Source organism: Jeongeupia sp. USM3, assembly GCF_001808185.1.
Taxonomy (GTDB): domain Bacteria; phylum Pseudomonadota; class Gammaproteobacteria; order Burkholderiales; family Chitinibacteraceae; genus Jeongeupia.
Map to the genome: position 1 here is coordinate 667,015 of NZ_CP017668.1, position 25,697 is coordinate 692,711.

A 25,697-nucleotide genomic window follows, 5' to 3' on the forward strand; every position below is an offset into this window, starting at 1 on the left:
GCCTGCGCAGCAGATTCAGACCCGTGCCGCCGCAACCGACCAGTCGCTGCGCCACCGCTGTTTCACCCCGGCCAGGCTCATCCAGCCCAGCGCGGCGATGCAGGCGAACAGCCACAAGCCGCTTGCGTAGTCGCCGGTGGCCTGCTTGATCGCCCCCAGACTTGCCGCCAGCGCGAAGCCGCCGACACCACCCGCCATGCCGATCAGGCCGGTCATCACGCCGATTTCCTTGCCGAAGCGTTGCGGCACCAGTTGGAACACCGCACCGTTGCCTGCGCCGAGGAACAGCATCGCTGCGATGAACAGCGTGACCGTACCGGCCGAGCCACCCAGACCGAAGCCGGCGGCGGCGATCAGCGCGGCGGTGGCCGTGTAGACGACGAGCAGCGACTTGGTGCCGCCGACCTTGTCGGCCAGTACACCGCCGATCGGGCGCATCACCGAGCCGGCCAGCACGCAGGCGGCGGTGTAGAAACCGGCGGTCTTGGCGTCGAAGCCGAACTGGTCGTGGAAGTAACCGGGCAAGGCGCTGGCAAAGCCGGAGAAGCCGCCGAAGGTGATCGCGTAGAAGAACATGAACCACCACGCGTCCTTCTCGCCGAGCACGGCCAGATAATCGCCAAGGCGCTTCTTCGGCGCGGCGCCCGGCGCGTCCCTGGCGGTCAGCGCGTAGATCACCAGCGTCAGCACCAGCGGGATGCACGCCAGGCCGAAGACGTTCTGCCAGCCGAAGGCCACCGCCAGCATCGGCGCGAACAGCGCGGCGAGGACGGTGCCCGAGTTGCCGGCGCCGGCGATGCCCATCGCCGTGCCCTGATGCTCGGGCGGATACCAGCGCGAGGCCAGCGGCAGCGCCACGGCGAACGAGGCGCCGGCAACGCCGAGGAAGAGCCCGAGCGTCAGCGCGCCGGTCAGCGTCGAGAAGCCGACCTGCCAGGCGGTGAACAAGGCGGCGATGACGATGAGCTGGCCGATCAGCCCGGCGCGCTTGGCGCCGATCCGGTCGACCAGCACGCCCATCACCAGCCGCAGCAGCGCGCCGGCGAGGATCGGCGTGGCAACCATCAGCGCGCGCTGCTGCGTCGTCAGGTTGAGGTCGCCGGCGATCTGCACCTGCAGCGGCCCCAGCAGGTACCAGACCATGAAGCTGAGGTCGAAATAGAGGAAGGCGGAAAACAGCGTCGGCGTATGCCCGGCACGCCAGAAGGAACGGTTCATGGTTGACTCTCCCAAGCTCGATCAGAAAACAAAAACGGCGTCCGCCCATGTCGTGGAAAACATGGAGGGACGCCGTTGTCCTTGAGCGTGAAGACCGCCGTTGGCCTTGTCGCTTTGCATTCGGTGCCCGGCGCGCCATTGCGCCGGTCACTTCGTATCTAGCAAGGGCCGTGCCAGAAAGGTTTTATCCGTACAGCATGGGAATTTGCCCGTATTGCGCAGCGCTGCGGACGATTCCGGCGCACCGCATCGGTGCAAGTAGCGCGGTATCGCACGGTATTTGCGCACTGCAGCATCGCAGCTTGATGCGCAGATCGGCACGTCGGTGCCGGCCGTCCGCTCGGAGTCCGTCTACGGTCTTTCCATGGCCGCACCGGGCCGGATAAGGCGCGCAGGCAGGCGATCAGGGCTTGATGCGGATGTCGAAACCGTCCGCATAGGCTTGCGGATCGCTGCCGTCCCAGACGCGGCCGTCCATCAGCACGCTGCGGCGCATCGGGCTGGCCGGCTGCGGCACGCCGAGGTTCGACGCGGCCTCGCCGTACAGCGCGGTCTGGTTGATCGCGCGTGCGATCGCCAGCATGTCGGCGTCGCCGGACCACAGCCCCCAGCGCCGGTACTGGCTGAGGAACCACAGCCCGTCCGAGAGGTACGGGTAGTTGACGCTGCCGCCATCGAAAAAACGCATCAGCGGCGCGGTGTCGCCAAGCCGGCCGTAGTCGCCCAGAAGCCGCGGCATGATCAGCGCGCTGGCACGGCCGACATAGCCGGGGCCGGAGAGCCAGCCGGCGGCCTCGCGCCGGTGCCCGGGGTCGTCGAGCCAGCGGCAGGCCTCGAGCAGCGTCATCGTCAGCGCCCGCGCGGCGTTCGGGCATTGCCGGACGAAATCGCGCCGGCACGCGAGCACCTTCTCGGGGTGGTCGGGCCAGATTTCGCCGCTGCGCACCACGGTCCGCCCCAGCCCTTCGGCCTCGGCAACCGCGTGCCACGGCTCGCCGGCACAGTAGCCGTCGAGCAGCCCCGAAGCCAGCGCGTCGCTCATCTGCGGCGGCGGAATCACCACGGCCTTGATGTCGCCCAACGGGTCGATGCCCTGCGCCGCCAGCCAGTAATACAGCCACATCGCATGCGTGCCGGTCGGGAAGGTCTGCGCGAACACGTGCTGCCGCGATTCGGACGCCAGCAGCTCGCGCAGCCCGCGGCCGGCCTGCAGCGCGTCGGCCAGCCGGGTCGAGAGCGTGATCGCCTGGCCGTTCCGGTTCAGCGTCATCAGCACGGCCATGTCGGCCTGCGGCCCGCCGATGCCGAGCTGCACGCCGTAAACGAGGCCGTGGAGCGCATGTGCGGCATCGAGCTCGCCCGAGATCAGCTTGTCGCGCACCGCCGCCCACGACGGCTGTCGGTGCAGCTCGATCGCGATGCCATGACGGCGCCCAAGGTCGAGCACCTTGGCCGCGACCAGCGGCGCGCAGTCGGACAGCGGCACGAAGCCGAGCCGGAGCACGGCTTTTTCCGGCGCGTCGGAGCCCGTGATCCGGTAGCCGGGCAAGGATTCATACAGGTGTGACATCGCTTTGACCCTCGCGATCAGCCCAGAAGACCGGACATCGCGATCAGTTGCCGCGCGACTTCGGCGATCTTGATGCCCTGCTTCATCGCCTGGTCGCGCAAGGTTGAAAACGCCTCGGCCTCGCTCAGGCCGCGCTTGTCCATCAGGATGCCCTTGGCCCGGTCGATCAGCTTGCGGTCGGCCAGTTGCTGCTCGACATCCGCCAGCCGCTTCTTCAGCTTTGCCTCTTCCTCGAAGCGGGCCAGCGCCAGCTCGATGATCGGCGCAAGCTTGTCGGCACCGACGTGGTCGACGACATAGGCGGTGACGCCAGCGCCGACGGCGTCGCGGATCAGTTGCGGCTCGCCGCGGTCGGCGAACATCACCACCGGCCGCGGCGCCGCGTGCCCCATCACCGCGAGCTGTTCGAGCGTGTCGCGCGACGGCGATTCGGTGTCGATGATCACCACGTCGGGACGCTGCGTTTCGACCGCCCGCAACAGGGCGGCGGCGCCGGTGACCTCGGCGGTCACCGTGTAGCCGGCGTGCTCGAGCGCATCGCGCAGTGCGCCGATGGCCTTGGCAGTGTCGTTGACGAGCAGGACGCGAAGCATGTGGGCTGGACTTTGCATAGGAACCAGCATAGTCCAAGCAAGTTGCGTGCCGGGGTCGGCACGGCCCGCCCCCCCTCCTTCCCCGGCCGCCCGATATCGGGCAAAACCGCAGGTCATCGCCCGATTGCCCCGCCGGACCGGTGCGCCGGTCACGATGTGCTAGCGTAAAACGACGCAAGTCCCGAAGCATGGGCATGCCACGCGTTCGGGGCCGGCGACAGGCAGGCATCCCATGGCGCTCGCAATCGTACTGATCGCACTGGTCATCGCGGCGGTTCTGTTCCACGTCTTCAGCCCGTGGTGGTACACGCCGCTGGCCTCCAACTGGGCGCTGATCGACACCACGCTGGCCATCACCCTGCTGATCACCGGCGCGGTCTTCATTGCGGTCAATGTCTTCATCGCCTACTGCGTCGTCCTCTTCCGTCACCGCGACGGCCATCGTGCCGCCTACCAGCCGGGCAACCGCAAGCTGGAATGGAGGCTGATCTGGCTGACCGCGGCAGGCATCGCCGCCATGCTGGCGCCGGGGCTGTTCGTGTATGGCGACCTGATCAACGCACCGCCGGGGTCCACGGTCATCGAGGCCGTCGGCCGGCAGTGGCAGTGGCGCTTCCGCCTGCCCGGCGACGACGGCCGGCTGGGTGCGACCGACGTGCGCTTCGTCGGCCCGGCCAATCCGTTCGGCCTTGATCCGGCCGACCCGCGCGGACGCGACGATGTGCTGATCGACGCACCCGAGGTGCATCTGCCGGTGAACCGGCCGGTGAAGATCCTGCTGCGCTCGCAGGACGTGCTGCACGACTTCTTCGTCCAGCCCTTCCGGACCCGGATGAACATGGTGCCGGGCATGGTCACCTCGCTCTGGCTCACGCCAACCAGAACGGGGCGATTCGAGATCCTGTGCGCACAGTTGTGCGGCGTGGGTCACGCCAGCATGCGCGGCCTTGTGGTCGTCGACGACGAGGCCGCGTATCGGGCATGGCTGGGCAGGCAGCAGGCGGGCATGGCACCGCCCGCCGCCAAACCCGGTGCGGCGGCGCCGGGAACGACGCTGGTCAGCCGGGGACAGGCACTGGCACAGGGCAAGGGCTGCGTGGCCTGCCACAGCCCGACGGCCGGTTCCGGCGTCGGGCCGGGCTGGCAGGGCTTGTACGGCAAGCGCGAGAAGCTGGCGGGCGGCAAGACCGCGCTGGTCGACGAGGCCTATCTGCGGGAAGCGATCACCGCGCCGAACGCGACGCTGGTCGAGGGCTTCCAGCCCATCATGCCCAAGGCCGACCTGAGCGATCAGGAGGTCGACGCGCTGGTCGCCTACATCAAATCGCTGTCCGGCAAGCCTGCGGCGAATACCACGCAACGCTGAGGGAACGTCATGAGCTATCCGGAACACGATCACGCACCACGCAGCTTCTGGACCCGCTACGTATGGAGCCAGGACCACAAGGTGATCGCGGTGCAATACACGGTCACCGCGATTGCGGTCGGGCTGGTCGCGCTGGTTCTGTCCAACCTGATGCGGCTGCAGATCGGTTTTCCGGGCCAGTTTCCGTGGATCGACGCCGCACGCTATTACCAGTTTGTCACCATGCACGGGATGATCATGGTGATCTACCTGCTGACCGCGCTGTTCCTCGGCGGCTTCGGCAATTACCTGATCCCGCTGATGGTCGGCGCGCGGGACATGGTGCTCCCCTTCCTCAACATGCTCAGCTACTGGGTGTACCTGCTGGCGGTGCTGGTGCTGATGGCGAGCTTTTTCGTGCCCGGCGGCCCGACCGGCGCGGGCTGGACGCTGTACCCGCCGCAAGCGATCCTGCCCGGCACGCCCGGCAGCGGCGGCGGCATCGTGCTGATGCTGGTGTCGCTGGCGATCTTCATCGTCGCCGCAACGATGGGCGGCCTCAACTACGTGACCACGGTGCTGCAGGCGCGTACGCGCGGGATGACGCTGATGCGCCTGCCGCTGACGGTGTGGGGAATATGGGTCGCCACCATCATGGCGCTGCTGGCCTTTCCGGCGCTGTTCGTCAGCGCGGTGATGATGCTGTTCGACAAGCTGCTCGGTACCAGCTTCTTCATGCCCGCCATCGTGTCGATGGGGCAGGCGCTCGCGTACAAGGGCGGCAGCCCGATCCTGTTCCAGCACCTGTTCTGGTTCTTCGGCCACCCCGAGGTCTATATCGTGGCGCTGCCGGCGTTCGGCATCGTCTCCGACCTGATCAGCACCCATGCGCGCAAGAACATCTTCGGCTACCGGATGATGGTGTGGGCCATCGTCATCATCGGCGTGCTCAGCTTCATCGTGTGGGCGCACCACATGTACGTCAGCGGCATGAACCCCTGGTTCGGCTTCTTTTTCGCCACCACCACGCTGGTCATCGCCGTGCCGACCGCAATCAAGGTCTACAACTGGCTGCTTACGCTGTGGCGCGGCAGCATACATCTGACGGTACCGATGCTGTTCGCCATCGGCTTCGTCAGCACCTTCGTGATCGGCGGCCTGACCGGGCTCTTCCTCGGCAATGTCAGCACCGACATGCCGCTGTCGAACACCTACTTCGTCGTTGCCCACTTCCACATGGTGATGGGCGTGTCGCCGATCCTGGCGATTTTCGGCGGCATCTACCACTGGTACCCGAAAGTCACCGGCCGGATGCTGAACGACACGCTCGGCAAGCTGCATTTCTGGGTGACGTTCGTCGGCAGCTACGCGATCTACTTTCCGATGCACTACCTCGGCATCCTCGGCATGCCGCGCCGCTATCACGCGTACGACGGCTACGCCTTCATCCCGGCCTCCGCGCAGCAGCTGAACGCCTTCATCACCGTCGCCGCGCTGGTCGTCGGCGCGTTCCAGCTGGTGTTCCTCTACAACCTTGCCCGCAGCGCGTTCAAGGGCCAGCCGTCCGGCCCCAACCCCTGGGGCGCAACCACGCTGGAATGGCAGACGCCGCAAACCCCGCCCGGCCATGGCAACTGGGGGCCGGACTTGCCGGAGGTGCACCGCTGGCCCTACGACTACAGCGTGCCGGGCGCCGACGAGGATTTCCTGCCGCAGACCTCGACGTCGCCGCTGGGCGGCGGTGAAAAGGACACGCCATGAACGACGCCGCCGCCCGACCGGATCGCGCCACCGCGGATGCCGCCGCCCGGATCGGCCTGTGGGTGCTGATCGCCGTGATCACGGTGCTGTTCCTGCAGTTCATCCAGGCGTACGCAGTCCGGCTGGGCAGCCCGGACTGGCAACGCCTGCCCGAGCCGGCGCTGCTGCGCTGGAACACGCTGGCGCTGCTGCTGGCCGGCATCGCATTGCAGTCGGCCGCAATGCGCCCCGGCGCGAAGCGCGCGCTCCGGCTCGGCGGCCTGTTCGGCTGCGCCTTTCTGGCCGGCCAGCTGCTGGCCTGGCAGCAACTGCAGTCGCTGGGATTTGGCGTGGCAGGCAATCCGGCCAACAGCTTTTTCTACCTGCTGACCGGCCTGCACGGCGTGCATGTGCTCGGCGGGCTGGCCGTGCTGGGCGTGTTGCTGGTCCGTGCGCGGCGCGGCGCGGACACCGTGCCCGGCACGCGCCTGTGCGCACGCTACTGGCACTTCATGCTGCTGGTCTGGCTGCTGCTGTACGGCGTGCTCTTCCTGATCCCGCCGGCCACGCTGCAGGCCATTTGCGGCAGCGGCCAGGGCCTGTAAACAGGCCCCAGACCCACCGAGGTTGATCAACATGCCTGATCCGACCCCCTCTTCCCCCGCCGCCGGGACCGCCGCACCGACCGGTCTGGACGGTCTGGCGGCCGACTGGTCCGCCGACCGCGAGACGTTCAAAGTGCCCTGGGGCAAGGCGATGATGTGGGTGTTCCTGCTGTCCGACACCTTCATCTTCGGCATCTTCCTCAGCGGCTATATGGCGGTGCGCATGACCACGGCCGAGCCTTGGCCCAACCCGAGCGAGGTGTTCGCGCTGCAGGTCGGCGCAAGCCGGTTGCCGCTGCTGCTGATCGCCATCATGACCTTCGTGCTGATCAGCAGCAGCGGCACGATGGCGATGGCGGTCAACTTCGCCTGCCGCCGCGAGCGGGGCCGCGCCGCCGCGCTGATGCTGGTCACCGCCGCGCTGGGCGCAACCTTCGTCGGCATGCAGGCGTTCGAGTGGACCAAGCTGATCACGGAGGGCGTGCGGCCGTGGAACAACCCGCTCGGTGCGGCGCAGTTCGGCGCGTGCTTCTTCATGATCACCGGCTTTCACGGCCTGCACGTCAGCGCCGGCGTGGCCTACCTCGCCACCGTCGCCATTCGGCTGCTCAGGCGCCACGACGATGAGCCGCCCGGTGATGGACGACCCGGCGACGCCGATCGCGTCGAGATCGCCGGCCTGTACTGGCATTTCGTCGATCTGGTCTGGGTATTCATCTTTGCGTTCTTTTACCTGTGGTGAACGCTGCTCACAAAACGCCGCTTGCTGTGTTGTGCTCGCTTGCCGTACCCGTTTGTACTGTCTGCGCTTCGCACGCCTTGCCATCGGCGTTTTGTGCACTGCGTTAAACAGCATTGGACGTTTGAGTGTCGCTTTTGGAGGCCATCATGGAACACGGCCAGCAACATCCGGTCAGCCTGTACCTGATCATCTGGGGGCTGCTCTTCATCCTCAGCGCCTGCTCGTACCTGGTCGACTACTTACAGGTTCAGGGCGCGCTGCGCTGGACACTGGTCATGACCTTCATGCTGTACAAGGCGGGCCTGATCGTCTGCGTCTTCATGCACATGGCGTGGGAGCGGCTCGCCCTCGTCTGCGCGATCCTGCTGCCGCCACTGTGCCTGCTGCTGCTGGCAAGCCTGATGGCGTTCGAGGCCGAGTACATCTTCAACGCCCGCGGCACTCATTTCGCCGCACCGGTGGCGGAGGAAGGACAGCCGCAGCGGCCTTAGCGTCATTGAATCGCCCTGCCCCCGATGCGCCGACCCGGCGCACGCAGGCGCCCCACACCGCTCACTCCGTTTCCGGCGTCGCCAGCAGCATCACCACCGGCACCGTATCGCTGTCGACGCAGCGCTGGCCGGCGCAGACCCGGACGAGCAACTGCGCCGGCATGGCGGACCTGGCAATCCGGGCTTCGCCGCAGTAGCTCGCCACGGTCTGCTGCGTGTCGTCGGACACCTGGCACGCGCGCACTGCGCGTTCGTGCATCAGCACCGCCGGCACGTCGGCATCGAGCAACTGCCAGTCGGTCGGCCTGACGAGCTGGGTGGATTTCGGCAAGGACCAGCGCAGCAGCCACCAGCCGTTGTCCAGCGGCTGCAGCGCCAGCAACGGTTTGGACGGCGCCGCCGGCGGCAACAGCACCTCGACCGGCGCCGGGTCGCTGTCGGCGCACTGCAGCGCATTGCACAGCCGCACCTGCAGGCTGTGCTTGCCCGCCGCCAGCCCCTTCAGCACCGTCTGCCCCGACTGGCTGTGCTCGGTGTGTTCGCCGAACTCGCGCGACTCGAGCAGCACCTGTTTGTCGTCGAGCAACTGCCAGTAGCTGCCGGTCCGCCCCCACCACATGTTCCAGCCCACCGTGATCGGCTCGCCGGTGGTGATCTGCGGAATCCAGTCGAATTGCGGCTTGTCGGGCAGCCCCCCGGCCTGCTCGTCCTTGCCGCCGACCCAGGCCTCGAAGGTCTTGCCCGTGCACAGCGGCTTGCCATCGACGTCCGGGTTGCACAGCCGCACCTCGATCACGTGCCGTCCCGGCGTCAACGGGCCGAGCCTGTAGACGCCGCTCTGCACCGACAGCGACTGCACGCCCCCCTGGACGATCATTCCCTCGCTCGCCGGCACGTTCTCGCCCAGCGGCGCGGCGCCGAGCGGGCGCTGGACGAAGTTGCGCGATTTCAGCCGCAGGGCTTCGTTGTCGTACACCTCCCACCAGCTCGCCACCGTCCCGAAGCCGATATCCCAGCCGATCTCGACGGTGTCGCCGTCCGGCCGGGCCGGCACCGGATCAAAGCTCGGCAGGATCGGCGCTTCGGCGCTCGGCGCCGGGAAAACCTGCGTCGCCGGCGCAAACATCGGGTCAAGCGGCCGGATAGCGGGGTCCGATGCGGGCGGCGGTGGCGGTGCGGCAACCGTCTGGCAGTCGAGCAGGCCGTTCTTCAGCGGTGTACACGCGGCATCGCCGAGCGCATACGCCTCGGCCGGCGTGAGCACCGTGCCCGCCATGGCCGGCGCGGCAAACAAAGTCATGGCGAATGCGATTGCGCGCATGGTTTTCCTCTCCCGCTTACCGCGATTGGTTGGCGACGCCGCTGGCCGAACTGGCTTCGCTCGCCGTCGGTCTGGACGATATCGCCCCGGCCGCCATGCCGCCAGCGGCAACCACGCCCTTGCCGGCCGCAACCGTGCCGTCGACCGCGAGCCCGACCGCGCTCGTCGTCACCGATACCGCTGTCCCGACCACCGCACCGGTCACCGTCACCACGGTGCAGGCCGAAAGCAGCAGCGCGACACCGGGCAGCCCGTAACGAATGAATGCTGTACCAACCACCCGCCACCTCCTGCCGTGACCATCGCGGCTCGCGCCACTATTTCAGTTGTAGATGACAACCACAAATCGCAACAATGCCCTACCGCACCGCCAATCACGGACATCATGAAAACACCGCTCTTCGCAGCAGCGCTGCTCGGCGCCGCCTGGCTCGCCGGCTGCGCCTCGGTCGAAACCGCCGAATTCGGCCCCAACGGCAAACCCGTCCATCATATCGAAACCGGCAGCGCCGCCGACAGTTTCGACGAAGCGCACGACCTCTGCCCCAAGGGCTACGGGCTGATCGGCAACCCGCACGAAACCGACGACGTTTACGCGATCACCATCGAGTGCAAATAGCTCAGGTGGCCTCGACGTGATCGAGCATCACCTGCAGGATGCGCTCGCCGCGGAATTCGTTGACCGACAAACCGTACACGGCCGTCACGTCGCGCGGTAGCGGATCCGGGTGCTGGAAACGGATGCCGTCGAGCACCATGCCGTGATCGTTGGCGAGCTTGACCTTGAGGTGGCGCTCGCCGACGACCCGCTGCTCGAGCACGCGGAAATGCCCGTGGAACAGCGGCGCCGGAAAGCCCTGTCCCCAGACCTGGCGCTCGATCCGCTCGGCCGTTTCGAAGCAGAAATCCGCCGCCGGCAGCTCGCCGTCGGTTTCGATCACGCGCTCGAGCGCGGACTCACTCATCAGCTCGCGGCACACGGCTTCGAACGCCGTCTGGAAGCGGCCGATGTCGTTCGGCCGCAGACTCAGCCCCGCCGCCATCGCGTGGCCGCCGAACTTGACGATCAGGTCCGGATGGCGTTTCGACACCAGATCAAGCGCATCGCGCAGGTGCAGGCCCGGAATCGACCGGCCCGAGCCCTTGACCTCGGTGTCGCTCGCATCGGCAAACACGATGGTCGGCCGGTGGTAACGCTCCTTGACCCGTGAGGCGACGATGCCGATCACGCCCTGATGCCAGTCCGGCCGGTACAGCGTAATGCAGTAGCGCGCGTCGATCGCGACGCTTTGCAGCGCGGCTTCGGCTTCCTCGCGCATGCCGGCCTCGATGTCACGGCGGGCGCGGTTGAGCTGGTCAAGCTCGCGCGCACGCGGCAATGCATCCTCCTCGGACGCCGACAACAGGCAGGCGATGCCGAAGCTCATGTCGTCGAGCCGGCCGGCAGCGTTGAGCCGTGGGCCGAGCGTGAAGCCGAGGTCGAAGCAGCTTGCCTTGGCCGGATTGCGGCCGGCGGCGGCAAACAGCGCCATCACCCCGGCGCTGGCGCGACCGGCGCGCATCCGACGCAGGCCCTGCTCGACCAAGATGCGGTTGTTGCCATCGAGCCTGACGACGTCGGCGACGGTGCCGAGCGCGACCAGATCGAGCAGCGTCGCCAGATTCGGCTCGGCGGCACCGGCGGAAGGATCGGCGAACGCACCGCGGGCGCGCAGCTCGGCGCGCAGCGCCATCAGCACGTAGAACATCACGCCGACGCCGGCGAGATGCTTGCTCGGGAAGTCGCAGCCGGGCTGGTTCGGATTGACGATCAGACAGTCGGGCAAGGTGTCGCCGGGCAGATGGTGATCGGTGACCAGTACGTCGATCCCGCGCGCCTTGGCCGCGGCGACGCCGGCGACGCTGGCAATGCCGTTGTCGACGGTGACGATCAGGTCGGGCGACTTCTGTGCGGCGAGCTCGACGATTTCGGGCGTCAGCCCGTAGCCGTACTCGAAGCGGTTGGGTACGACGAAGTCGACGACGGCACCGAGCATCGTCAGCCCTTTCATGCCGACGCTGCAGGCGGTCGCACCGTCGGCGTCGTAGTCGGCGACGATCAGCAGCCGCTCCTTCGCGGCGATCGCATCGGCGAGCCGGATGGCCGCAGCGGTGGCGTTCTTCATCGTCGTGAACGGCAGCAGGCGCTTGAGGTCGTGCTCGAGCTCGGCCGGCGACGCGATGCCGCGCGCCGCGTAAAGCCGCGCCTCGAGCGCGCTCATGCCTTCCATCATCAGCCGCTGCTGGTGGTCGCTCGCGACCGGGCGGGCACGGACCTGGGACATCAGGCCACCTCCCACGGCAACACCGCCTTGCGCCAGAACGCCCACAACGTGCGTTGGGTGACTTTGACCGCAAACCCCGCCTCGGGCATCGAGATCGCCAGTTCGTCGAGCCGGCCGCCCTTCAGCGCCGCCAGCGCCGGTGCCAGCCAGTCCGTTTCGAGCGCCAGCCAGGCCGACAGCCACGCATGCGCATCACCGTAGAGGTTGCCATCGCGCAGCGTATCCAGAACCACGACCGCATCACCGGAAACCGCCTCAAAATCGCTTGGCGCCGGCCTCGCCTGGCCGCCGCCGTGCTGGGTCAGCGCAGCCACCAGCGGCAGGTCGCTCAGCACCGGCTGCGCCGGCGCGACCGGTTTGTCGGCCAGCGGGTACTGGCCGCCCCCCCAGGGCCAGACGCTCTGGATCGCCGGCTTGCCGGCGGCCACGCGCGCGTCATTGACCGGATGGTTGTAGAGGCACATCTGGATCTCGTTCAGCAAGCCATGCCAGCGCAGCGCGCCGTCGCCCTTGGGCAGATGCTCGCGGACATCGCGCCCGAGCACGGCGTCGATCGGCGACCAGACGAGGCCCGGATCGGCCGGCAGCCGCAGGTACCAGCGCGACGGCGTCGCCGCCACGAAGCGCAGGCCGTCATCGCGATACAGCGCGTTCAGCCCGGCGCACAGACCGTCGGCCTCGGCCTGCGTCAGCGGAAAGTGTCCGGCATCGACCAGCAGCAGGCGGTCGCGATCGACACGCAAGTGAACCGGGTCGGCCCGCAACCAGAAACCCGGCGCCTCGCCGGGCAGGTCAAGCGCCATCGTCAGTGGTGCAACGGGCAGATCACCCAGGCCGCAGCGGTTGGCGAGCCAGGTTTCGAGCGGCTCTGGCCGCGCCGGCCGGCGGGCTCCGCGGCCGAGCAGCATCGCCGTCGCGGGCAGGGAAACGGACCGGGCAAAAGCGGCGATCTCGTCGCGCGCCGCCCAGTCGGAATAAGGGAGGACAAGGTGAAGGGGCATCGGCCGATTTTATCACGCCGAGTGCCCCGTCCCTTGCCGGAGAAGCCGCATCAGACCTTGGTCGCGAGCTTCTTCAGCAGGTGCGCGACGGCAACAAAACCGAAGGTGCCGGTGACCGCGACGCTGGCGCCGAAACCGCCCTCGCAATCGAGCCGCACCGGCGAATCGCCGACGGCCGGTTTCTGCGCGCAGACGCTGCCGTCGAGTTGCGGGTAGACGAGCGGCTCGGTCGAGAACACGCAGTCGATGCCGAACTTCTTGTCGCCCTTCGGGAAACCGTACTCGCGCCGCAGGATGCTGCGGACCTTGCTGGCGAGCGGGTCCTGCGTGGTTCTGGCCAGATCGGTGACCTGCACCTGCGTCGGGTCGATCTGGCCGCCGGCGCCGCCGGTGGTGATCAGGCTGACCTTGTTGCGCCGGCACCAGTGGATCAGCGCCGCCTTGGTCTTGACCGAATCGATCGCGTCGACGACGTAATCGAAACCGACGCCAAGCAGTGCGGCCAGATTGTCGGCATCGACGAAATCCTCGACCGTCGTCACCCGGCATTCGGGGTTGATCGCGACGATGCGCTCGGCCAGCGCCGCGACCTTCATCCTGCCGTACTGGCCGGCCAGGGCCGGCAGTTGCCGGTTGGTGTTCGACACGCAGATGTCATCGAGGTCGATCAGCGTGATCGCGCCGATGCCGGAACGCGCCAGCGCCTCGGCCGACCACGAGCCGACGCCGCCAACACCGATCACGCAGACGTGCGCAGCGCGGAATGTCTCCAGCGCGGCAGCGCCGTAAAGCCGGGCGATGCCGCCGAAGCGGCGCTCGTACGAGGTATCCACGGTCAGCCTTCGATCTGCTCGGCCCACAGGTCGTGCTCGTCGGCGTCGGTGATCCGCACTTTGACGAAGTCGCCCGGCCGCACGCCGGCGGCCGGCTCGAAGAACACCAGCCCGTCGATCTCCGGTGCATCGGCATAGGTGCGCGCCACGGCGCCTTCGTCGTCGATCTCGTCGACGAGCACGGTGAACTCGCGGCCGATCTTGGCCTGCAGTCGCGCCGCGGAAATCGCCGCCTGCTTTTCCATGAAGCGGCGTTTGCGGTCTTCGGCGACATCCGCCGCTACGTGGTCCGGCAGATCGTTCGCCGTCGCGCCGTCGACCGGCGAATAGGTGAAACAGCCGACGCGGTCGAGCTGGGCTTCGTCGAGGAAGGCCAGCAGCTCGTCGAAATCGGCGTCGGTCTCGCCCGGAAAGCCGACGATGAAGGTCGAACGGATCGTCAGGTCCGGACAGATCTCGCGCCACTTCTTGATGCGCTCGAGCACGTTGGCGCTGTTGGCCGGACGCTTCATCAGCTTGAGCACGCGCTGGCTGGCGTGCTGGAACGGGATATCGAGGTAAGGCACGATCTTGCCCTCGGCCATCAGCGGAATGACCTCGTCGACGTGCGGATACGGGTAGACGTAATGCAGTCGCGCCCAGATGCCGAGCTTGCCGAGTTCCTCGCACAGCTCGGTCATCCGCGTCCGCACCGGCCGGCCGTTGTGGAAACCGGTCTTGTACTTGACGTCGACACCGTAGGCGCTGGTGTCCTGCGAGATGATCAACAGCTCCTTGACGCCCGACTTGGCCAGATTCTCGGCCTCCTTCAGCACGTCGTGGATCGGCCGGCTCACGAGGTCGCCGCGCATGCTCGGAATGATGCAGAAGGTGCAGCGGTGGTTGCAACCTTCGGAAATCTTCAGGTAGGCGTAGTGCTTCGGCGTGAGCTTGACCCCCGCCGGCGGCACCAGATCCATGAACGGGTCGTGCGGCTTGGGCAGGTGCTGGTGGACGTGGTTCATCACCTCGTCGCGTGCATGCGCGCCGGTCACCGCCAGCACCTTCGGGTGCGTCTCGCGGATCAGGTTGCCGTCTTCCTTGCTGCCCAGACAGCCGGTGACGATCACCTTGCCGTTCTCGGCCAGCGCCTCGCCGATCGCATCGAGCGACTCCTGCACGGCGGAATCAATGAAGCCACAGGTATTGACGACAACCAGATCGGCATCGTCATACGACGGCGAAATATCGTAGCCCTCGGCACGCAGCTGCGTGATGATCTGCTCGGAGTCCGTCAAAGCCTTCGGACAGCCCAGCGAAACGAACCCAACTCTTGGTGCGGACATGCAATTCTCCGGCGCTCTCGGGCGCACACTTCACCGCGCGTGCTCCGCCGCGCCGGTACAAAACGATGCGGGCATGCCGTTCTGGCATGCCCGCAGGGACAACATGCGATTTTAATTCAAGCGCTTAGCTCTTGGTAGTGCGTTTTCGCGTCGTCGTCTTCGCCGGCTCGGCCTGCGGCGGCGCCGAAGGCTGGGGCTCGTCGGGCTCCGCCTCGGTCTTGCCATAACCGGGCATGCCGAAACCGGTGAACAGGTTCTTGGCCCGATCCTGCAACTGCTGCTGCATGTCGACGAACAGATTGGTGCTGCTCTCCAGGTAATTGCCCATCATGCTTTGCAGCGCCGGCCCCTGGAACTTCATGAAATCGCCCCAGAGATTGGCATTGCCAAGCATCGGGTTGTCGCCGCTCATCGCCGACGACGCCTGGTCCTGCAGGCGATGCTGCATCTCGGCGAACAGTTGCAGGTTCTTTTCGAGATAGTTGCCCATCAGCCCCTGCATCGCATTGCCGTAGAAGCGGATGATCTGCGTCAGCACGTCATAGCTGAACAGCGGCATGCCTCCCGCTTCCTCGTCCATGATGATCTGCAGCAGCACGCTGCGGGTAATATCCTCGCCGCTCTTGGCGTCGACCACCTGGATGTCGATACAGTCGAGCACCAGTTGCTTGACGTCGGCCAGCGTGATGTAGCTGCTCGTCGCCGTGTCATACAGGCGACGGTTCGGGTATTTCTTGATGACGCGCTTTTCTTCGGCACTCATGCCAGCTCCCTTTGGTCTGCAGCTCGATGGCTGCATTGTAGATCGCTACCGCTCGTCACCTCGCAACTGCAGATGTTGCAGCGCACAAAAAACAGGTTGACAAATACCGTAACCAATCCAAAAATGGTCGTGATTGTGCAGAGCAACAAATCATACCCAAATACAGCGCTGCCATCGAAACGCCAACCCATCTCGAGGAAAAGCCGCCATGAGTCAAGCTCAACAACAGTTCGTCGATTTTGCCACCGAAAACGTCGAAACCGCACTGCGTTTTGCCCGTATTTATCTGGACTCGGCCGAGCGCCTGTCCAAGCTGAACCTTGAAACCGCCAAGACTGGCCTCGAGGAAGGCGCCAAGCAGGTCAAGTCGCTGGCCGCCGTCAAGGACGCACAGGAAGCCCTCGCCCTGCGCCAGAAGCAGCTCGAAGCCGGCGTTGACCACCTTGGCCAGTATTCGCGCCAGGTGTACGAAATCACGTCGCAAGCCCAGGCCGAACTGACCAAGATCGCCGAAGAACAATCGACCGCCTTCAACAAGCAGGTCGTTTCGGGCCTTGACCGCTTCGTCAAGTCGGCCCCGGCCGGCGCCGACGTCGCCGTCGCCGCCGTGAAGTCGACCGTGCAGGCCACCGCTGCTGCCGTCGACAGCCTGACCAAGGCAGCCAAGCAGGTCGCCGACTTCGCCGACGCATCGGTCAAGGCCGCAACCACCGCGACCGCCGATGCAGTCAAGACCGCAGCGAAGAAGTCCGCTGCAGCCGGTGGCGCCGCAGCCTAAGCGCTCGCGACCGACCGACAAGGGGCGCCGATGGCGCCCTTTGTGTTTTTCGCAATACCATCAAAAAAACAAGGGCGCCATCGGCGCCCTTGTTGCATCGTCGCAGCGGGAGCCGCAGCTCCCTTGCGCTTACTGCTCGCCTTCGACCGGCGCAGCCGCCGGAGCAGCGACAGCCGCTTCGTCGTTCAGCACGGCCTTGATCGACAGGCGAACACGACCCTTCTCGTCCTGCTCCAGCGCCTTCACGCGAACGACCTGACCTTCCTTGAGGTAGTCGGACACGTTCTTGATGCGCTCGTTGGCGATCTGGCTGATGTGCACCAGGCCGTCGCGGCCCGGCATGATCGAGACGATCGCACCGACGTTGTTGTCGAGGATCTTCACGACCGGACCTTCATAGATCTTGCCGATCTCGACTTCGGCGGTGATCTCGCCGATCCGGCGCTTGGCTTCATCGGCACCGGCCGACGACACCGAGGCGATCGTGATCGTGCCGTCTTCGGCGATATCGATCTGCGTACCGGTTTCCTCGGTCAGCGCACGGATCACCGAACCACCCTTGCCGATCACGTCGCGGATTTTTTCCGGATTGATCTTCATGGTGTAGAGGCGCGGAGCGTGTTGCGACACCTCGGTGTTCGCGCCGGCCACTTCTGCCTTCATGATGCCGAGGATGTGGATACGGCCAGCCTGGGCCTGATCCAGCGCCACCTTCATGATTTCCTTGGTGATGCCGTTGATCTTGATATCCATCTGCAGCGCGGTCACGCCGTTTTCGGTACCGGCAACCTTGAAATCCATATCGCCAAGGTGGTCTTCGTCGCCGAGGATGTCGGAGAGGACGGCAAAGCGGTTGCCTTCCTTGATCAGACCCATCGCGATACCGGCAACGTGGCTCTTCAGCGGCACGCCGGCATCCATCAGCGCCAGGCAGCCACCGCAGACCGATGCCATCGAGCTCGAACCGTTCGATTCGGTGATTTCCGACACCACACGCATCGTGTAGGCAAAATCTTCCGGCGACGGCAGCACGGCGATCAGCGCGCGCTTGGCCAGACGGCCATGGCCGATTTCGCGGCGCTTCGGCGTACCGACACGGCCGGTCTCACCGGTCGAGTACGGCGGGAAGTTGTAGTGCAGCATGAAGCGGTCGGTGTACTCGCCGGCCAGCGCGTCAATCTTCTGCTCGTCGAGCTTGGTCCCCAGCGTGGCGACGACCAGACCCTGGGTTTCGCCACGGGTGAACAGCGACGAGCCATGGGTGCGCGGCAGCACGCCGTTGCGCACGGTAATCGGGCGCACGGTGCGGGTGTCGCGACCGTCGATCCGCGGGTAACCGTCAAGAATCTGGTTACGGACGATCTTGGCTTCCATGTCGTGGAAGATGCCGCGAATCTGGTTGGCAACCAGCGTGTCGGTCGCCTCGGTGATCAGGGCCGCCTTGACCTTGTCCCACGCTTCGCCGATCTTGGAGCTGCGCGCCTGCTTTTGTGCAACGCGGAACGCCAGCTTCAGGTCTTCGCCGGCAATTTCGGCAACCTGCGCTTCAAGCGCTTCGTTCCTGACCGGCTCGTTCCAGTCGAACAGCTCCGGATTGACTTCGTCGGCCAGCGCGTTGATTGCGCTGATCGCTTTCTGCAGTTCGTCGTGACCGAAGACCACGGCGCCGAGCATCACTTCTTCCGACAGCTCGCGGGCTTCGGATTCGACCATCAGCACGGCCTGTTCGGTACCGGCAACGACGAGGTCCAGCTGCGAGGTCTTCAGCTCGTCCTTGCTCGGGTTGAGCAGGTACTGGCCATCGGCATAACCGACGCGCGCGGCGCCGATCGGGCCCTGGAACGGCAGGCCGGAGATCGCCAGCGCGGCCGACGCACCGATCATCGCCGGAATGTCCGAGTCGATCTGCGGATCCAGCGACAGCACGGTCGCGATGATCTGGATTTCGTTGAAGAAGCCTTCCGGGAACAGCGGGCGGATCGGACGGTCGATCAGGCGGCTGGTGAGGATTTCCTTTTCGGAAGGACGACCTTCGCGCTTGAAGAAGCCACCCGGAATCTTGCCGGCGGCGTAGGTCCGCTCCTGGTAGTCAACCGTGAGCGGGAAGAAATCCTGGCCAGGCTTCACGCCCTTGGCGGCGACCACGGTCACGAGGACGACGGTGTCGTCCATCGACACGACGACGGCGCCGGAGGCCTGACGGGCGACTTCGCCCGTTTCCAGCGTCACGGTATGCTTGCCGTACTGGAACGACTTGGTAATTTTGTTGAACACGGATTTTCCTTGCAGTTGTTTGCCTGCGGCACGGGCAATCATCCCGCTGCGACAACGCCGCTCGCCAGGGCAAGAGCCCGGCGGTTGTCGCCGGCTTCGGCACATTCCAGTTGGCCGGCTTTCACGACCTCTTGCCCCGCCGCCGAAGCCGTCTTTGGGCGGAACAAGATCATTTCGACATCCTAGAAACAAAAAAGTCGCAGTGCGATGACTGCGACTTTTGAGTGAGGCTGCCTTACTTGCGCAGACCCAGTTGAGCGATCAGCTCGCGGTAACCGTCGGCGTTGGTACGCTTGAGGTAGTCCAGCAGGCGACGACGGCGCGAAACCATCTTCAGCAGGCCGCGACGCGAGTGGTGGTCCTTCTTGTTTTCTTTGAAGTGCGGGGTCAGGTCGTTGATGCGTGCGGTCAGCAGCGCGACTTGCACTTCCGGGGAACCGGTATCGCCTTCGGCGCGTTGGTATTGCTTAACGATGTCAGCCTTTTGGCCTACGGTAACTGCCATTTCAGTACTCCAGGTGGTGATTGGGCCAGGGCAGCTGCCCCGCTCCCGACAAGCCCGGCCGAGTTTTCACCCAGCCGCGCTCCTTTCACTGGCCAGTGGCCAGCAGACGTTTGGGCCGCAGCACACCATCGCATGCCACTTCGCCCAAACCGATGAATCGCGCATTATCGCCGCTTTCGGCCGCAGCGTAAAGCCGGAACAACCCCTCGGCCGACCAGCCCGACGAGCGCTGGATGCTCATGCCGTTGCGGCAGCGGGCGACTTCCTCGTCGTCAAGCGTCAGCAGCGGCATGTCCTGCACCAGCGTATCGGCCGGCAGCAGACAGGCCTCGCGTTCGTCGAGCGACATCGCGATATAGACATCGAGCGACACGGACTGTTCGAGCGAAAACCCGGCGGTTTTGGTCCGGCGCAGGCCCGTCAGGTAGGCGCCGCAACCCAGCATCCGTCCGATGTCGTCGGCCAGCGTGCGGATGTATGTTCCCTTCGAGCACGAAACGTCGATGACCAGCTCGGCACCAGCAAACGACACCACGTCGATCGAATAGATCGTGATCCGGCGCGCCTGGCGCTCGATCTCGACCCCCTGGCGCGCGTACTCGTACAGCGCCTTGCCCTGATGCTTGAGCGCCGAGTGCATCGGCGGCACCTGGTCGATCTCGCCGACGAAAGCCGCCAGCACACGCCCGATCAGCGCCGGATCGGTCGGCGCCTCGCCGCTGTCGCTGATCTCGCCTTCGCCGTCGAGCGTCGTCGACACCTGGCCGAGCCGGATCGTCGCCCGGTAGCCCTTGTCGGCATCGAGCATCCGCTGCGCGAATTTGGTCGCTTCGCCGAAACACAAGGGCAAAAGCCCGGTTGCGAACGGATCGAGCACGCCGGTGTGCCCGCCCTTCTCGGCCGACAGCAACCAGCGGCACTTCAGCAGCGCTGCGTTGCTGGTGATCCCGAACGGTTTGTCGAGCAGCAGCACGCCGTCGATCTTGCGCTTCGCCATCTCAGGCTTCGCCCTCGTCGTCCGGCGCCTTCGGCAGGCTGGCTGCCTGCGAAATCAGCGTATCGAGCTTGAAGCCGCGCTCGATCGAATGATCGTAATGAAAGTGCAGCTCGGGCATCTTGAACAACTTGAAGCCGCGCGCCAGCTCGCTGCGCAGGAAACCCTTGGCTTGCTCGAGCTTGGCGGCAATGGCTTGTGCATCTTCGGACGTGCCGAGGAAGGTGTAGAAAATCTTGGCGTGCGAGTTGTCGCGGGAGACCTCGACGTCGGTGATCGTGATCAGCGACGCCTTCGGATGGTCGAGCTCGGCACGGATCAGCTCGGCGACGTCACGCTGCAACTGCTGCGCGATCCGGTCGGAGCGGGTGAAATTTCTGGCCATGGTTGTTTCTGCCATCAATGCCGTGCCGCCCAAGGCCGCACGGCGCATAAAAGACAAAAGGCGCAGGAATGAACCCGCGCCTGCCGATGCAAGGGAAGCGACCTGCATCTTCCCTTCCCTCGCACCTCACGACATTACAGCGTGCGCGCAATCTCGATGATTTCGAAGATTTCGAGCTGATCGCCTTCCTGGATGTCGTTGTAGTTCTTGAGCTGCAGACCGCACTCGTAACCGGCGCGCACTTCCTTGACATCGTCCTTGAAGCGCTTGAGGGTATCGAGTTCGCCCTGGTGCACGACCACGTTGTTGCGCAGCAGACGGACGCCCGCGCCACGCTTGACGATACCGTCGAGCACGTAGCAACCGGCGATCGAGCCAACCTTGGAGATGACGAACACCTGACGGATCTCGACCAGACCGATGATCTGCTCTTTCTTCTCCGGTGCCAGCATGCCCGACAGCGCTGCCTTCACATCATCGACCACGTCGTAAATGATGTTGTAGTAACGCAGGTCGACGCCTTCCGACTCGGCCAGCTTGCGGGCAGCCGCATCGGCACGGACGTTGAAGCCCACCACCACGGCCTTCGAAGCCAGCGCGAGGTTGATGTCCGATTCCGAGATGCCGCCAACGCCCGAGTGCAGGATCTGCACGCGGACTTCATCGGTCGACAGCTTCAGCAGCGAACCGGCCAGCGCTTCGGCCGAACCCTGCACGTCGGTCTTGATGATGATCGGCAGGTTCTGCACTTCGCCTTCGGCCATCTGCGCGAACATGTTCTCGAGCTTCGAAGCCTGCTGACGGGCAAACTTGACGTCACGGAACTTGCCCTGACGGAACAGCGCGATTTCGCGTGCCTTCTTCTCGTCGGCGAGCACCATCGCATCTTCACCGGCCGCCGGCACTTCGGACAGGCCGAGAATCTCGACCGGAATCGACGGGCCCGCCTCGGTGATCTGCTTGCCGGTCTCGTCCAGCATCGCGCGAACGCGGCCATAGACGCCACCGGCCAGCACAACGTCACCCTTCTTCAGGGTGCCGGACTGGACCAGCATCGACGCCACCGCACCACGCCCCTTGTCGAGGCGCGCTTCGATGATGATGCCCTTTGCCGGCGCATCGACCGGTGCCTTCAGCTCCAGCACTTCGGCCTGCAGCAGGATGGCGTCGAGCAGTGCGTCGATGTTCGTGCCCTGTTTGGCCGACACTTCGACGAACTGGGTATCGCCACCCCAGTCTTCCGGCACGACTTCCTGCGCCACCAGCTCCTGACGGATACGCTCCGGGTTGGCACCCTGCTTGTCGATCTTGTTGACCGCAACCACGATCGGCACGCCGGCCGCCTTGGCGTGGTGAACCGCCTCGATCGTTTGCGGCATCACACCGTCATCCGCCGCCACCACCAGCACGACGATGTCGGTCGCCGAAGCACCGCGGGCACGCATGGCGGTGAACGCCTCGTGACCCGGGGTATCGAGGAAGGTAACGATGCCCTTGCCGGTTTCGACGTGGTACGCCCCGATGTGCTGGGTAATGCCGCCGGCTTCGCCAGCCGCCACCTTGGCGCGACGGATGTAGTCGAGCAAGGACGTCTTGCCGTGGTCGACGTGACCCATGACGGTCACGACCGGCGCACGCGGCAGTTGCTCGTGCTCGCTCTTGTCGGACTCTTCCAGATAGGTATCCGGATCATCGAGCTTGGCCGCACGCGGAATGTGGCCCATTTCCTCGACGACGATCATCGCCGTTTCCTGGTCGAGCACCTGGTTGATGGTCACCATCATGCCCATCTTCATCAGCGCCTTGACGACCTCGACCCCCTTGACGGCCATCTTGTGCGCCAGATCGGCGACGCTGATGGTTTCAGGAACGTCAACGGTGTGCACGACCGGCTCGGTCGGCGCCTGGAAGGCATGCGCGTTGTCGCTGTCCTGCTGCTGGTTGCGACGGCCACCCTTCTTGCCGGACTTCCAGCCGCCACCGGCGTCGCCGCCACGGGTCTTGATCCCCTTCTTGGCCTTGCCGTCGTCCCACTTGCGCTTCTCGTCCTTCTTGGCGGCCGGCGACGCGGGCTTGGCGACGGCCGGCACAACCTTGGCCGGCTCCGGCTTGACCGGTTCCGGCGCGCGCAGCGGGGTGTCCTTGGGCTTGCGCAGCTCGACGCGCATGCCGACGCGCGGACGATCGCCACGCGGCGCAGCAGCGGCCGGCGCCGGCGCGGCGGCCGGGCGTGCGGCAGGCGCAACCGGAGCCGGTGCGGCAACCGGAGCGGGTGCAGCGGGTGCAGGCGCAGCGACGGCCGCCACTTCAACGACCGGCGCCGGGGCGGCAACAGCCACCGGCGCTTCTGCTGCCGGCGCTTCGCGCACCTCTTCCTTCGGCGCTTCACCTCCGTGCTTGGCGCGCATCTCTGCCGCCTGGCGCTCACGCAGCGCGGACTGGCGCTGTGCCTCGGCTTCGCGGGCCGCACGCTCGGCATCACCGATCACAGGCGCAGCGGGATTGGCGACCGCATCAACACGCGGCGCCACAACCGGCGCAACCGGCGCTTCAACCACGCGCTTCTTGCGCACCTCGACCTGGATGGTCTTGGCCTTGCCGGTCGAATCGGTTTTGCGGATCTCGGACGTTTGCTTGCGGGTCACGACGATCTTGGGCTTGTCGACGCCACCGTGCTTCTTTTTCAGATGATCGAGAAGACGCGCCTTGTCCTCGGCGGTCACCGCGTCGGACTCGCCGGATTTGCTGACACCGGCCGCGCTGAGCTGCTCGAGCAACTCTTGCGACGGCATTCTCAATTCTGCCGCGAACTCACTGACTTTCAATTCACTCATGCATTTCTCCCCGCCTTATGCGAACCAGTGCTCGCGGGCTTTCATGATCAACTGCTTGGCCTCGTTCTCGCCGATGCCGGTCATTTCCATGAGCTCGTCGACGGCCAGCTCCGCGAGGTCGTCGCGGGTATGGATATCGTTCTCGGCGAGCGCGGCAGCGAGTTCAGCGGTCATGCCTTCCAGGTTTTTCAGGTCTTCCGACTGATGCTCGAGCTTTTCTTCGCGGGCAATGGCCTGAGTGAGCAGTGCGTCGCGGGCACGCGAGCGCAGCTCATTGACGGTGTCCTCATCGAACACCTCGATTTCGAGCATTTCGTTCAGCGGCACATAAGCCACTTCTTCCAGCGTGTTGAACCCTTCCTGCACCAGCGCATCGGCAACGTCTTCGTCGATGTCGAGCGCCTGCATGAACAGTTCGCGCACCTTGGTGAACTCGACCTCGTTCTTTTCCTCGGCCTGATTCACGGTCATGATGTTGATCTTCCAGCCCGTCAGCTCGGAAGCGAGCTTGACGTTCTGGCCACCACGGCCGATGGCCATGGCGAGGTTGTCTTCGTCGACGACGACATCCATTGCATGATTGTCTTCGTCAACGACGATCGAATTGACGTCGGCCGGGCTCAGCGCACCGATCACGAACTGCGCCGGGTCGTCCGACCACAGGATGATGTCGACGCGCTCACCGGCGATCTCGTTGGTCACCGCGTTGACGCGGGTGCCACGCACGCCGATACACGTCCCCTGCGGATCGACGCGCGGGTCGTTCGACTTGACCGCGATCTTGGCACGCATGCCCGGATCCCGCGCCACGCCCTTGAGTTCGATCAGGCCGTTTTCGACTTCCGGCACTTCCATCTCGAACAGCTTGGCCATGAATTCCGGCGCGGTCCGGCTCAGCACCAGCATCGGGCCGCGACCGAGGCGGTCGACGCGCAACAGGAAGGCGCGCACGCGATCGCCGACCCGGAGGTTTTCCTTCGGGATCATCTGGTCGCGCGGCAGGATCGCCTCGAGCTTGCCAAGCTCGAGAATCGCGTTGCCGCGCTCGAGCCGCTTGATGCTGCCCGAGACGATGTGCTCGCGGCGGGCCAGGAAATCGTTGAGGTTCTGCTCGCGCTCGGCATCACGGATCTTCTGCAGGATGACCTGCTTGGCCGCCTGTGCGCCGATGCGGCCGAATTCGATCGGTTCGAGTTCGACTTCCCAGGTTTCGCCCAGTTGCAGCTCCGGATCGTATTCGGGCGCATCGGTGATGGCGATCTGGCACGACGGCTCTTCGTGATCGTTGTCCTCGACCACGGTCCAGACGCGGAACGAACGGTAGTCACCGGTATCGCGATCGATGTCGACACGGATATCGACCTCGTCCTCGTAGGTTTTCTTCGTCGCCGATGCCAGCGCCATTTCCAGCGCGGTAAACACGACATCTTTTTCTACATTTTTTTCGCGCGCCAGTGCATCCACCAGCAGCAGAATTTCTCGGCTCATCGTTTCGATTCCTTCGGCAAGAAGCCCGCCTGTAGACCTTGAGATCAGAACTGCGGCTCGAGCCGCACTTTGTCAATTTGCGTCATTGGCAGCGTCAGGCGCTCGCCATCGACATCGACCACCACTGCACCGTCCTCGAGGCCGATGAGCGTGCCGAGCAGTTTCTTGCGTTTGTCCGGCAGCGGAAGGCGCAGCTTGAGCCGCACCTTTTCACCGGCAAAGCGTGTGAAGTCTTCGGGCTTGGTCAGCGGCCTATCCAGCCCCGGTGACGAAACCTCCAGCCGTTCATAGGCGATTTCTTCGACCATGAGGAGACGGGTCAGGTGGTTGCTGACGGTGACGCAATCGTCGACCGTGATGCCCCCCGGCTTGTCGATAAAGACCCGCACCAGCCCGTTGTGCGCCAACTCCAGGTCGACGAGCTCGTAGCCCAGACCCGGTAGCGTCGCATCCAGCACGCTTTGCACGTTCGCTGCCATAGATTCCTTCGCTGAAAAACAAAAAATGGGCTGCAAAAATGCGCCCATTCCCAAGCACCATCCCCGTATCTTGGGGACAACCCTCATTC

General features: G+C 65.3%; 24 protein-coding genes. 8 read left to right on the forward strand and 16 right to left on the reverse strand.

What is annotated here, in order from left to right:
- Positions 1 to 15 precede the first annotated feature (15 nt).
- From BJP62_RS02990 to BJP62_RS03000, 3 genes are all read right to left on the reverse strand, one after another.
- Positions 16 to 1,218, reverse strand: coding sequence for a NarK/NasA family nitrate transporter (locus BJP62_RS02990; protein WP_070526347.1), 1,203 nt, complete (start codon positions 1,216 to 1,218; stop codon positions 16 to 18).
- A gap of 403 nt (positions 1,219 to 1,621) precedes the next feature.
- Entirely contained in the window at positions 1,622 to 2,788 is a 1,167-nt protein-coding gene (locus BJP62_RS02995; RefSeq protein ID WP_070526349.1) for a CmpA/NrtA family ABC transporter substrate-binding protein, read from the reverse strand.
- Positions 2,789 to 2,805: 17 nt separating this feature from the next.
- On the reverse strand, positions 2,806 to 3,381 hold the full coding sequence (locus tag BJP62_RS03000; protein WP_070526352.1) for an ANTAR domain-containing response regulator: 576 nt from the start codon (positions 3,379 to 3,381) through the stop codon (positions 2,806 to 2,808).
- A gap of 232 nt (positions 3,382 to 3,613) precedes the next feature.
- On the opposite strand from BJP62_RS03000, the gene BJP62_RS03005 reads away from it, so the two are divergent.
- From BJP62_RS03005 to BJP62_RS03025, 5 genes are all read left to right on the forward strand, one after another.
- Positions 3,614 to 4,747 carry a cytochrome c oxidase subunit II gene (locus tag BJP62_RS03005; RefSeq protein ID WP_070526355.1) on the forward strand — a complete coding sequence of 378 codons (1,134 nt, stop codon included), beginning with the start codon at positions 3,614 to 3,616 and terminating at the stop codon, positions 4,745 to 4,747.
- Between the two features lie 9 nt (positions 4,748 to 4,756).
- Complete coding sequence (gene ctaD / locus BJP62_RS03010) at positions 4,757 to 6,487, forward strand: cytochrome c oxidase subunit I (RefSeq protein ID WP_070526357.1); 1,731 nt, start codon at positions 4,757 to 4,759, stop codon at positions 6,485 to 6,487.
- Positions 6,484 to 7,071, forward strand: a complete 588-nt coding sequence (locus tag BJP62_RS03015) for a cytochrome c oxidase subunit 3 (RefSeq protein ID WP_070526359.1) — start codon at positions 6,484 to 6,486, stop codon at positions 7,069 to 7,071. The genes ctaD and BJP62_RS03015 overlap by 4 nt, the downstream gene beginning before the upstream one ends.
- A gap of 31 nt (positions 7,072 to 7,102) precedes the next feature.
- Positions 7,103 to 7,813: a heme-copper oxidase subunit III family protein gene (locus BJP62_RS03020; RefSeq protein ID WP_070526361.1), complete on the forward strand. Its 711-nt coding sequence runs from the start codon at positions 7,103 to 7,105 to the stop codon at positions 7,811 to 7,813.
- 146 nt (positions 7,814 to 7,959) lie between these two features.
- On the forward strand, positions 7,960 to 8,304 hold the full coding sequence (locus tag BJP62_RS03025; RefSeq protein WP_070526364.1) for a cytochrome C oxidase subunit IV family protein: 345 nt from the start codon (positions 7,960 to 7,962) through the stop codon (positions 8,302 to 8,304).
- A gap of 61 nt (positions 8,305 to 8,365) precedes the next feature.
- Here the strand turns inward: BJP62_RS03025 and BJP62_RS03030 are convergent, their stop codons facing one another.
- A complete protein-coding gene (locus tag BJP62_RS03030; protein ID WP_168163779.1) occupies positions 8,366 to 9,604 on the reverse strand; it encodes a chitinase N-terminal domain-containing protein in 1,239 nt (412 codons plus the stop codon).
- Between the two features lie 5 nt (positions 9,605 to 9,609).
- On the opposite strand from BJP62_RS03030, the gene BJP62_RS18805 reads away from it, so the two are divergent.
- Entirely contained in the window at positions 9,610 to 9,882 is a 273-nt protein-coding gene (locus BJP62_RS18805; RefSeq protein WP_205700952.1) for a hypothetical protein, read from the forward strand.
- Positions 9,883 to 10,010: 128 nt separating this feature from the next.
- Entirely contained in the window at positions 10,011 to 10,244 is a 234-nt protein-coding gene (locus tag BJP62_RS03040; RefSeq protein ID WP_070526372.1) for a hypothetical protein, read from the forward strand.
- 1 nt (position 10,245) lies between these two features.
- Here BJP62_RS03040 and recJ read toward each other — a convergent pair whose 3' ends face one another.
- From recJ to phaR, 5 genes are all read right to left on the reverse strand, one after another.
- Complete coding sequence (gene recJ, locus BJP62_RS03045; RefSeq protein WP_070526375.1) at positions 10,246 to 11,949, reverse strand: single-stranded-DNA-specific exonuclease RecJ; 1,704 nt, start codon at positions 11,947 to 11,949, stop codon at positions 10,246 to 10,248.
- Positions 11,949 to 12,950: a hypothetical protein gene (locus BJP62_RS03050; RefSeq protein ID WP_070526377.1), complete on the reverse strand. Its 1,002-nt coding sequence runs from the start codon at positions 12,948 to 12,950 to the stop codon at positions 11,949 to 11,951. Before BJP62_RS03050 ends, recJ begins: the two co-directional genes overlap by 1 nt.
- Positions 12,951 to 13,000: 50 nt before the next feature.
- Positions 13,001 to 13,789 carry a tRNA cyclic N6-threonylcarbamoyladenosine(37) synthase TcdA gene (gene tcdA, locus BJP62_RS03055; protein ID WP_070532221.1) on the reverse strand — a complete coding sequence of 263 codons (789 nt, stop codon included), beginning with the start codon at positions 13,787 to 13,789 and terminating at the stop codon, positions 13,001 to 13,003.
- Positions 13,786 to 15,108 (reverse strand): 30S ribosomal protein S12 methylthiotransferase RimO, encoded by a 1,323-nt coding sequence (gene rimO, locus BJP62_RS03060; RefSeq protein ID WP_070526380.1) that lies wholly within the window; start codon positions 15,106 to 15,108, stop codon positions 13,786 to 13,788. The genes tcdA and rimO overlap by 4 nt, the downstream gene beginning before the upstream one ends.
- Before the next feature lie 124 nt (positions 15,109 to 15,232).
- Positions 15,233 to 15,871, reverse strand: coding sequence for a polyhydroxyalkanoate synthesis repressor PhaR (gene phaR / locus BJP62_RS03065; RefSeq protein ID WP_070526382.1), 639 nt, complete (start codon positions 15,869 to 15,871; stop codon positions 15,233 to 15,235).
- A gap of 208 nt (positions 15,872 to 16,079) precedes the next feature.
- On the opposite strand from phaR, the gene BJP62_RS03070 reads away from it, so the two are divergent.
- A complete protein-coding gene (locus BJP62_RS03070; RefSeq protein WP_070526385.1) occupies positions 16,080 to 16,649 on the forward strand; it encodes a phasin family protein in 570 nt (189 codons plus the stop codon).
- Positions 16,650 to 16,778: 129 nt separating this feature from the next.
- On the opposite strand, the gene pnp is transcribed toward BJP62_RS03070, so the two are convergent.
- From pnp to rimP, 7 genes are all read right to left on the reverse strand, one after another.
- A complete protein-coding gene (pnp, locus tag BJP62_RS03075) occupies positions 16,779 to 18,923 on the reverse strand; it encodes a polyribonucleotide nucleotidyltransferase (protein WP_070526388.1) in 2,145 nt (714 codons plus the stop codon).
- 235 nt (positions 18,924 to 19,158) lie between these two features.
- Positions 19,159 to 19,428, reverse strand: coding sequence for a 30S ribosomal protein S15 (rpsO, locus tag BJP62_RS03080; RefSeq protein WP_070526389.1), 270 nt, complete (start codon positions 19,426 to 19,428; stop codon positions 19,159 to 19,161).
- Positions 19,429 to 19,513: 85 nt separating this feature from the next.
- On the reverse strand, positions 19,514 to 20,425 hold the full coding sequence (truB, locus tag BJP62_RS03085; RefSeq protein WP_070526392.1) for a tRNA pseudouridine(55) synthase TruB: 912 nt from the start codon (positions 20,423 to 20,425) through the stop codon (positions 19,514 to 19,516).
- 1 nt (position 20,426) lies between these two features.
- Positions 20,427 to 20,807 (reverse strand): 30S ribosome-binding factor RbfA, encoded by a 381-nt coding sequence (gene rbfA, locus BJP62_RS03090; protein ID WP_070526395.1) that lies wholly within the window; start codon positions 20,805 to 20,807, stop codon positions 20,427 to 20,429.
- Between the two features lie 134 nt (positions 20,808 to 20,941).
- On the reverse strand, positions 20,942 to 23,641 hold the full coding sequence (gene infB / locus BJP62_RS03095; RefSeq protein ID WP_070526397.1) for a translation initiation factor IF-2: 2,700 nt from the start codon (positions 23,639 to 23,641) through the stop codon (positions 20,942 to 20,944).
- Between the two features lie 15 nt (positions 23,642 to 23,656).
- Positions 23,657 to 25,129 carry a transcription termination factor NusA gene (gene nusA, locus BJP62_RS03100; RefSeq protein WP_070526400.1) on the reverse strand — a complete coding sequence of 491 codons (1,473 nt, stop codon included), beginning with the start codon at positions 25,127 to 25,129 and terminating at the stop codon, positions 23,657 to 23,659.
- Positions 25,130 to 25,173: 44 nt separating this feature from the next.
- The gene (gene rimP / locus BJP62_RS03105; protein ID WP_070526403.1) at positions 25,174 to 25,608 is read right to left on the reverse strand and encodes a ribosome maturation factor RimP; all 435 of its coding nucleotides are present in this window, start codon (positions 25,606 to 25,608) and stop codon (positions 25,174 to 25,176) included.
- Positions 25,609 to 25,697 lie beyond the last annotated feature (89 nt).

Coding starts and splice junctions, on each gene's coding strand:
- BJP62_RS02990 (WP_070526347.1), bottom strand. CDS start 1,218: ATGAACCGTTCCTTCTGGCGTGCCGGGCATACGCCGACGCTGTTTTCC.
- BJP62_RS02995 (WP_070526349.1), bottom strand. CDS start 2,788: ATGTCACACCTGTATGAATCCTTGCCCGGCTACCGGATCACGGGCTCC.
- BJP62_RS03000 (WP_070526352.1), bottom strand. CDS start 3,381: ATGCTTCGCGTCCTGCTCGTCAACGACACTGCCAAGGCCATCGGCGCA.
- BJP62_RS03005 (WP_070526355.1), top strand. CDS start 3,614: ATGGCGCTCGCAATCGTACTGATCGCACTGGTCATCGCGGCGGTTCTG.
- ctaD (WP_070526357.1), top strand. CDS start 4,757: ATGAGCTATCCGGAACACGATCACGCACCACGCAGCTTCTGGACCCGC.
- BJP62_RS03015 (WP_070526359.1), top strand. CDS start 6,484: ATGAACGACGCCGCCGCCCGACCGGATCGCGCCACCGCGGATGCCGCC.
- BJP62_RS03020 (WP_070526361.1), top strand. CDS start 7,103: ATGCCTGATCCGACCCCCTCTTCCCCCGCCGCCGGGACCGCCGCACCG.
- BJP62_RS03025 (WP_070526364.1), top strand. CDS start 7,960: ATGGAACACGGCCAGCAACATCCGGTCAGCCTGTACCTGATCATCTGG.
- BJP62_RS03030 (WP_168163779.1), bottom strand. CDS start 9,604: ATGACTTTGTTTGCCGCGCCGGCCATGGCGGGCACGGTGCTCACGCCG.
- BJP62_RS18805 (WP_205700952.1), top strand. CDS start 9,610: ATGCGATTGCGCGCATGGTTTTCCTCTCCCGCTTACCGCGATTGGTTG.
- BJP62_RS03040 (WP_070526372.1), top strand. CDS start 10,011: ATGAAAACACCGCTCTTCGCAGCAGCGCTGCTCGGCGCCGCCTGGCTC.
- recJ (WP_070526375.1), bottom strand. CDS start 11,949: ATGTCCCAGGTCCGTGCCCGCCCGGTCGCGAGCGACCACCAGCAGCGG.
- BJP62_RS03050 (WP_070526377.1), bottom strand. CDS start 12,950: ATGCCCCTTCACCTTGTCCTCCCTTATTCCGACTGGGCGGCGCGCGAC.
- rimO (WP_070526380.1), bottom strand. CDS start 15,108: ATGTCCGCACCAAGAGTTGGGTTCGTTTCGCTGGGCTGTCCGAAGGCT.
- phaR (WP_070526382.1), bottom strand. CDS start 15,871: ATGAGTGCCGAAGAAAAGCGCGTCATCAAGAAATACCCGAACCGTCGC.
- BJP62_RS03070 (WP_070526385.1), top strand. CDS start 16,080: ATGAGTCAAGCTCAACAACAGTTCGTCGATTTTGCCACCGAAAACGTC.
- rpsO (WP_070526389.1), bottom strand. CDS start 19,428: ATGGCAGTTACCGTAGGCCAAAAGGCTGACATCGTTAAGCAATACCAA.
- truB (WP_070526392.1), bottom strand. CDS start 20,425: ATGGCGAAGCGCAAGATCGACGGCGTGCTGCTGCTCGACAAACCGTTC.
- rbfA (WP_070526395.1), bottom strand. CDS start 20,807: ATGGCCAGAAATTTCACCCGCTCCGACCGGATCGCGCAGCAGTTGCAG.
- infB (WP_070526397.1), bottom strand. CDS start 23,641: ATGAGTGAATTGAAAGTCAGTGAGTTCGCGGCAGAATTGAGAATGCCG.
- nusA (WP_070526400.1), bottom strand. CDS start 25,129: ATGAGCCGAGAAATTCTGCTGCTGGTGGATGCACTGGCGCGCGAAAAA.
- rimP (WP_070526403.1), bottom strand. CDS start 25,608: ATGGCAGCGAACGTGCAAAGCGTGCTGGATGCGACGCTACCGGGTCTG.